This is a genomic window from Streptomyces sp. SID3212 (assembly GCF_009865405.1).
Lineage (GTDB): Bacteria > Actinomycetota > Actinomycetes > Streptomycetales > Streptomycetaceae > Streptomyces.
In genome coordinates, this window is record NZ_WWJY01000146.1 from 1 (window position 1) to 7,629 (window position 7,629).

At 72.2% G+C, this 7,629-nt stretch carries 5 protein-coding genes; 2 read left to right on the top strand and 3 right to left on the bottom strand.

The window, feature by feature from the left end:
• The coding region (locus GT042_RS04185) for an AAA family ATPase (RefSeq protein ID WP_161307338.1) at positions 1 to 2,631 on the top strand (2,631 nt) is incomplete at its 5' end.
• A gap of 105 nt (positions 2,632 to 2,736) precedes the next feature.
• Here the strand turns inward: GT042_RS04185 and GT042_RS04190 are convergent.
• The 3 genes from GT042_RS04190 to panB form a co-directional block, all read right to left on the bottom strand.
• The gene (locus GT042_RS04190) at positions 2,737 to 3,618 is read right to left on the bottom strand and encodes an ABC transporter permease (RefSeq protein ID WP_161307339.1); all 882 of its coding nucleotides are present in this window, start codon (positions 3,616 to 3,618) and stop codon (positions 2,737 to 2,739) included.
• Positions 3,615 to 4,670, bottom strand: coding sequence for an ATP-binding cassette domain-containing protein (locus tag GT042_RS04195; protein ID WP_161307340.1), 1,056 nt, complete (start codon positions 4,668 to 4,670; stop codon positions 3,615 to 3,617). Before GT042_RS04195 ends, GT042_RS04190 begins: the two co-directional genes overlap by 4 nt.
• Before the next feature lie 211 nt (positions 4,671 to 4,881).
• A complete protein-coding gene (gene panB, locus GT042_RS04200) occupies positions 4,882 to 5,811 on the bottom strand; it encodes a 3-methyl-2-oxobutanoate hydroxymethyltransferase (protein WP_161307341.1) in 930 nt (309 codons plus the stop codon).
• A 166-nt stretch (positions 5,812 to 5,977) separates the two neighbouring features.
• On the opposite strand from panB, the gene GT042_RS04205 reads away from it, so the two are divergent.
• A complete protein-coding gene (locus tag GT042_RS04205) occupies positions 5,978 to 7,588 on the top strand; it encodes an MFS transporter (protein ID WP_161307342.1) in 1,611 nt (536 codons plus the stop codon).
• Positions 7,589 to 7,629: the final 41 nt, after the last annotated feature.

The window sequence follows — 7,629 nt, forward strand, 5'->3', positions numbered from 1 at the left end:
GCCGCGTCCGGCGTCCCCGCCACCGGCGTCCCCGCCCCGGGCAACCTCCGGGCCCGGCTCACCAGCTTCGTCGGGCGGGAGGGGGACATCGACGCCATCCGGGCCGACCTCTCCGGGGCTCGTCTCGTCACGCTCCTCGGGCCCGGTGGGGCCGGGAAGACGCGGCTGTCGCAGGAGGCCGCCGAACGGGCCTCCGAGGCCTGGCCCGACGGGGTCTGGCTGGCCGAACTCGCCCCCGTGGACGACCCGGAGACCGTCGCCGAAGCCGTTCTGACCTCGCTCGGGGCGCGGGAGACCGTGCTGCGCGGGGCGGGGGCCGAGGAGTTCAGGGCCGTCGACCGGCAGGCCGGTGAGCCGCTCGTACGGTTGGCGGAGCACTGCGCCCGCCGCCGCATGCTCCTCCTCCTCGACAACTGCGAGCACGTGATCGGCGCCGCTGCCACCCTCGCCGAGGAACTGCTCGCCCGCTGCCCGAACCTGACCGTTCTCGCCACCAGCCGGGAACCGCTCGGGGTGCCGGGTGAAGTCGTACGGCCCGTCGAGCCGTTGCCGCCCCGGTCCGCGCACCGGCTGTTCACCGAGCGGGCCCGGTCCGTGCGGCCCGACTTCGACCCGGACGCCGACCCGGCGGCCGTCGCCGAGATCTGCCGCCGCCTCGACGGGCTGCCGCTGGCCATCGAACTGGCCGCCGCCCGCCTCCGGTTGCTGTCCCCCCGGCAGATCGCCGACCGCCTCGACGACCGGTTCAGACTGCTGACGAGCGGCAGCAGGACGGTCCTGCCCCGCCAGCAGACCCTGCGCGCGGTCGTCGACTGGTCCTGGGACCTGCTGGACGAGGCCGAACGCGCCGTCCTGCGCCGCCTGTCCGTCTTCGCGGGCGGCTGCGGCCTGGCGGCGGTGGAAGAGGTCTGCGCCGGTACGACGCCGGGCGACCCCGTACGCTCCCTCGACGTCCCCGCGCTCCTCGGCTCCCTCATCGACAAGTCCCTCGTCGTCGCCGCCCCCTCGCCGGACGGCGACATGCGCTACCGCCTCCTGGAGACCGTCGCCGAGTACGCCGCCGAGCGCCTCGACCAGGCGGGTGAGGGGGTGGGCGACCAGGGCGGTGACCAGGCCGGCCGCCAGGCCGGTGACCGGGCCGCCACCGAGCGGCGGCACCTCGTCCACTACCGCGAGCTCGCCCGCACCACCGACCCCCTCCTCCGCGGCTCCGGCCAGCTCGCGGCCCTCGCCCTGCTCCAGCTGGAGCACGAGAACTTCCGCACCGCCCTCCGCCGCGCCGTCGCCGCCCGCGACGAGCACGAGGTCCTCTGCATGGTCCTGTCGCTCGCCTGGTTCTGGTCGATGCGCGACATGCGCAACGAGGGCCGCCAGTGGGCCGCCGCCGCCGCGTCCCTCGGCCCCGACCCCTTCGCCCCGCCCGCCGAACCCGCCCCGCCCCTGCACCTCCGGTGCACGGACCTCCCGCCGCCCATGGCGGACGACCAGCTGATCGAGGCCCGGCGCCAGGTGCGGATCGTCGAGATGGTCACCCTGGAGCACGCCGAGGACGAGTGGGAGAGCCCCGAGCGGCAGGAGTGGCTGCGGAACGTCGCCCGCGTCTACCGGGCCGGGCTGCCCCAGACCTGCCGGTTCCCCGCCTCGCTCTGGTTCTTCGCGACCCTGATGCACGGGGGCGACGAACGGCTCAGGGACGTACTGGACGAGACCGTGGCGGCCTGCGAACGGTTCGGCTACGACTGGGAGTTGGCCGGCGCGCTCCAGATGCGGGCCAACATCCTCGCCAACCGCGGCGCGTGGGCCGACGACGCGGACCGGGACGCCGACCGCGCCCTGGAGATCTACGACACCCTCGGTGACGCCTGGGGCAGGGCGGAGGCGCTGTCGGCGCGCGGCGAGGCCCGGGAGAGACGCGGGGAGTACGGACTCGCCGTCGCCGATTTCGCCGCCGCGATCGGCCACGTCGAAAGCCTGGGCGCGCGGAGCCAGATCGCCGTGCTGCGGGCCCGGATGGCGGGCAGCATGTTCGAGACCGACCGCGCGGCGGAAGGCGAGGCGATACTGCGCGCGGTGCTGGACGACAGCCATGACGTCTCGCACGAGTCGCTGATCGCGGCCCGGCTCTTCCTCGCGCTGCGGCTGGGCCGTACGGGGCGCGGGGAGGAGGCCAGGCGGCATCTGGGCGTGATCTCGGAGGCCTTCCGGCACGAGACGCTCGCCGTGTTCCAGGGTTTCATCCAGGGGGCGTACGCCTGGCTGGACTGCGAGGACGGCCGGTACGCGGAGGCGCTCGAAGAGATACGGAACGCGCTGCGGCAGTCCCACTCGGTGCTGTCCCAGATGGTCGCCCCGCACATGGCGGCGGGCTATCTGGCGACGGCCGCGTGGGCGCTGGCGGGCCTGGCGGGGGACGACAAGGAGCGGGCCCGCGAGGCGGCCCGGCTGCTCGGCGCGTCCGAGGCGTTGACCCCCGCCGGTCACTTCCGGCCCCCGACGGAGCGGGAGTTGCTCGCCGCCTCGCGCCGGGCCGTGCTGGCGGCGATGGCCGCGCTCGGCGACGAGGACGCGTTCGGGACGGCGTACGCGGAAGGCGGCCACCTCTCGCTGGAGGAGGCCGTCGCCCGCGTGTGAGGGCTGGGACGGGGGACAGGGGACGGGGAGGCGGCGGCCCGGTCCGTACGACCGCGCCGCCCCGCCCCCGTACGACCGCGCCGCCCCGCCCCACCCGCGCCCGCCTCAGGACTTCTTGCGGAACTTGGCCACCGCCAGCGGCATCGAGACCAGCGTGATCCCCGCCGACCACCCCAGCGTCATCCACACCGAGTGCCCGAGCGGCTGGTCGTTGATCAGGCTCCGGGCCGCGTCGGCCAGGTTGGACAGCGGGTTGTAGTCCGTGAAGGCCTGGAGCCAGCCCGGCATCGTGGACGGCGGGGCGAAGATCGAGGAGCCGAACTGCAACGGCATCAGGACGAGCATCGCCGTCCCCTGGACCGCCTGCGCCGTCTTCATCGTCAACCCCAGCAGGATGAAGATCCACATCAGCGAGGCACCGAACACCGTGGACAGCCCGATCGCCGCGAAGAGGTCGAGCACCGAGGACTTGATCTCCAGGCCGAGCAGGAAACCCATGCCGAGCAGGATGGCCGTGGCGACCAGCATCCGGCCCATCTCCACGACGATCTTCGCGATGAGGACCGACGAGCGCGCTATCGGCATCGTACGGAACCGGTCCATGACCCCCTTGCGGAAGTCGTCGTTCACACCGGTGCCGACGGCCATGGCGATGTTCATGCCCATCATCGCCATCAGGCCCGGGATCACGTAGTTGACGTACTCGCCACGGCTCCCGCCGAGGCTCGCGCCGACGGAGCCGCCGAAGACGTACACGAACAGCAGCGTGAAGATGATCGGCATCAGCAGGACATCGAACATCGACTCCGGGTCCTGCTTGATCTGGAGCGCGTTGCGGCGCACGAGCGCGCCGATGTGCCGCAGGTTCGCCCGCAGTCCGATCCGGGCGTCGTCCACGACGGCGGCCGAGGCGGCTCGCGGCAACCGGTCGCCCGGTCCGGCGGCCGGCGTCTCGGGAGTGGATGTGGGCAGCGTGGTGGTGCTCATGCGGCGACCTCCTCGGGTGTCGTGCCGCTGCCGGCGGCGGTGTCGGTGTCGGTGGCGTCGTCGTCGGAGAGAGAGGTCTTCTGGCCGGTGATGGCCAGGAACACCTCGTCCAGGCTGGGCAGATGGGTCCCGATGTTGGCGATGCCGAAGCCGCGCTCGCCCAGCAGGCCTATGACCGCGGTCAGTTGCTCGTCGCTGAGGATGGTCACGTGCACCAGACCCTCCGCCGGATCGGCCTGGGCGCCGGCCAGGCCGACCAGTCCGCTGTCGGTGAGCGCCTGGGCCATGGGGGCGAGTTGGGCCGGATCGGCCGGGCGGATCTGGAGCGTACGGCCGCCGACCCGCGCCTTCAGCTCGTCGACGCCGCCGCTGGCGATGATGCGGCCACGGTCGATGACCGTCAGCTCGTTCGCCAGCTGCTCGGCCTCTTCCATGTACTGGGTGGTGAGCAGGACCGTCGCCCCCTCGGCGACCATCCGCTGCACCTCCTCCCAAACCTCGTTACGGGTCCTGGGGTCGAGCCCCGTCGTCGGCTCGTCCAGATACAGCACGGCCGGGCGGCCGATCATCGAGGCGGCCAGGTCGAGCCGGCGGCGCATACCGCCGCTGTACTGCATCGCGGGCCTCTTCGCGGCCTCGGTGAGCGAGAAGCGCTCCAGCAACTCGTCGGAGCGGCGGCGGGCGTCCGCGCGGGACAGGTCGAGGAGCCGGCCGATCATGTAGAGGTTCTCCCAGCCGGAGAGCTTCTCGTCGACCGAGGCGTACTGACCGGTGAGTCCTATGGTGCGGCGCAGCTGGCGCGGCTGGCGGAGCACGTCGTACCCCGCGACCATGGCGGTGCCCGCGTCCGGCTGGACGAGGGTGGAGAGGATGCGGACGAGCGTCGTCTTGCCGGCGCCGTTGGGCCCGAGCACACCGAGGACGGTGCCCTCGCGGACATCGAGGTCGATGCCGTCCAGAGCCTTGGTGGCGCCGTAGTGCTTGACCAGCCCCCGCACCTCGACGGCGTTGCCGGTGCGGCCGCCGTTGGGGTTCTTGTCGATTCGCGTCATGCCCCTATGGGACCAGGTGCCACCGACAACGCGCCGACAGATGTCCGACAGGCGCCCGGCGCGCGGCCGACATTCCACCGACAAACACGTTCCACAGACAACCACACTCCACCGACAAGCACGTTCCGCCCCGGCGGGCCGGGGCCCCTCCGGGCACGCAACAGCCCGCCGACGGGGGAAGATCGGCGGGCCGTCGCTCGTGCGGCAGTGGCTAGTGGAAGGTGTGCTCCTCCTGCGGGAACGTTCCCCCGACGACCTCGTCGGCGAACGCCTTCGCCGCGTCCCCGAGGGTCTGGCGGAGGTTCACGTACTGCTTGGTGAAGCGCGGCACCTTGCCGCCGGTCAGTCCCACCATGTCGGTGTAGACGAGGACCTGCGCGTCCGTCTCGATCCCCGCGCCTATCCCGATCGTCGGGATGTGCAGGATGCGGGTGACCTCGGCGGCCAGCTCGGCGGGCACCAGCTCCAGCACCACGGCGAAGGCGCCCGCGTCCTGCACGGCCTTGGCGTCGCGCAGCATCTGCTGGGCGGCCTCCTCGCCGCGGCCCTGCACCCGGTAGCCCAGGGTGTTGACGGACTGCGGGGTGAGCCCGATGTGGCCCATGACCGGGATGCCGGCCTGCACCAGCAGCTCGATCTGGCTGTGGGAGCGCTCGCCGCCCTCCAGCTTGACCGCGCCGACCCCCGCGTCCTTCAGCAGGCGCGTGGCGCTGCGCAGGGCCTGGACGGGCCCTTCCTGGTACGAGCCGAAGGGGAGGTCCGCGACGATCAGGGCGCGCTTCGTGCCCCGTACGACGGCGGCGGAGAGCATCGTCATCTCGTCGAGCGTGACCGGCACGGTCGTTTCGTACCCGAGGTGGACGTTGCCCATGGAGTCACCGACGAGCATGACGGGGATGCCCGCCTCGTCGAAGACGGAGGCCGTCATCGCGTCGTAGGCGGTGAGCATCGGCCACTTCTCGCCGCGCTCCTTGGCGGCGGCGAGGTCGTGCACGGTGACGCGGCGGGAGCTCGTACCGCCGTAGAGCGTTCTGGTGCCGTCCCCGGGGCGTCCCGCCGGAGAAGCCGGGGAGGCCGGAGAGGTCTGGTTGTGCTGATGATCCTGCTGTCCCTGCTGGTCGTGCGCAGCCTGAGCAGTCATGGCCGATGGCCCTTTCGTCATCTCGAGGCACCCTGACGGTGTCCCCGGACCACACCCATGGTGGCATCCCGGAGCGGTCCACGGGAAGTGGGACCCGGGGCGACCGTGGGTAAAGACTTTCCAATACGAGACGGTCTCGTATCGAAATAGCGTTACGCTGCTGGTCATGTCCACACCGTCCGGCGCGTCGGCCGCCGCCGCATCCCGTGTCCCAGAAGCCGTCCACCGCCGCCGGTGGGCGATCCTGGGCGTCCTCATGTTCAGCCTGCTCATCGTCGTGCTGGACAACTCGATCCTGAACGTCGCGGTCAAGACCATCGCCGCCCCCGCGCCCGAGGGCATCGGCGCCACCCAGAGCGAGCTCGAATGGGCGATCAACAGCTACACGCTGGTCTTCGCCGGGCTGCTCTTCACCGCGGGCCTCCTCGGCGACCGTATCGGTCGCAAGAAGGTACTGCTCTTCGGCATCGCCGTCTTCGGCGTCGGCTCGGCGCTCGCCGCGATGTCCGGCTCACCGGCCGAACTGATCGGCTACCGCGCCCTGATGGGCTTCGGCGCGGCGTTCGTGATGCCCGCCACCCTCGCCGTCCTGATGAACGTCTTCGAGCGCGACGAGCAGCCCAAGGCCATCGGCATCTGGGCGGGCAGTGTCGGCCTCGGCATAGCCATCGGCCCCATCACCGGCGGTCTGCTGCTGGAGCACTTCTGGTGGGGCTCGATCTTCCTGGTCAACGTGCCCGTGGCCGTCGTGGCGCTGATCGCCATGGTGCTGCTGGTGCCGGACTCCCGGGATCCCCGGCCGGGGAAGCTCGACCCGCTGGGCGTGGTGCTGTCCATCATCGGACTGGTCCTGCTGGTGTACGGCATCATCCGCGGCGGCGAGCTGGCCGACTTCACCGAGGTCTCGGTGCTGGCGCCGCTGCTGGGCGGGGTGGCCGTCCTGGCCGGCTTCGTGTGGCACGAGAAGCGCAGCAGCCACCCGGCGATCGACGTCACGTACTTCAAGAAGCCGGCGTTCGCCGCCGCCGTCGCCGCGATCGCGCTGGTGTTCTTCGCGCTGATGGGCGTCACGTTCTTCTCGGCGTTCTACCTCCAGAGCGTGCGCGGCTACAGCGCGCTCCGGTCCGGCCTGCTGATCGTGCCGCTCGCCGCCGCCCAGATGATCTTCGCGCCCCGCGCGCGGCTGGTCGTCGACCGGTTCGGCGCCCGGGTCGTCTGTACGGCCGGCATGGTGCTGGTGGCCGGGGGCCTGGCGGCGTTCGCCCTGTTCACGGCGGGCACGCCGGTGTGGGTGCTGTGTGTCGACTACTTCGTGCTCGGTACGGGCATGGCCCACATCATGCCGCCGGTCACCGTGGCGATCATGCAGGCACTGCCCCGCGAGAAGGCCGGCTCGGGCTCGGCGATCAACAACACCTTCCGCCAGGTGGGCGGCGCGCTGGGCGTCGCGGTCCTGGGGTCGGTGCTGTCCGCCACGTACCGCGGTGACATCGAGAGCCACCTCGGCGCGCTCCCGGCGGGTACGCGGGACGCGGCGGGGGAGTCGATCGAGGCGACGCTCACGGTCGCGGGCAAGCTGGGCCCGGCGGGCCGCCCGCTGGTCGAGTCGGCGCACGACGCGTTCCTGCACGCGATGCACCTGACCGCGCTCGGTTCGGCGGCGGTGGCGCTGATCGGGGTGGCGGTGGTCGCGCTGTTCCTCCCGGGGCGCGCCCCGGCGGAGAAGGCCCCGCAGGGGGACCGCCCTTCGAACCGGGAGCCTGCGGCCCGCAACTGACGAGCGGCGGCCGGCGACCGTACCTGGGGGCGGCGGGCGAC

Coding starts and splice junctions, on each gene's coding strand:
- GT042_RS04190 (WP_161307339.1), bottom strand. CDS start 3,618: ATGAGCACCACCACGCTGCCCACATCCACTCCCGAGACGCCGGCCGCC.
- GT042_RS04205 (WP_161307342.1), top strand. CDS start 5,978: ATGTCCACACCGTCCGGCGCGTCGGCCGCCGCCGCATCCCGTGTCCCA.
- panB (WP_161307341.1), bottom strand. CDS start 5,811: ATGACTGCTCAGGCTGCGCACGACCAGCAGGGACAGCAGGATCATCAG.
- GT042_RS04195 (WP_161307340.1), bottom strand. CDS start 4,670: ATGACGCGAATCGACAAGAACCCCAACGGCGGCCGCACCGGCAACGCC.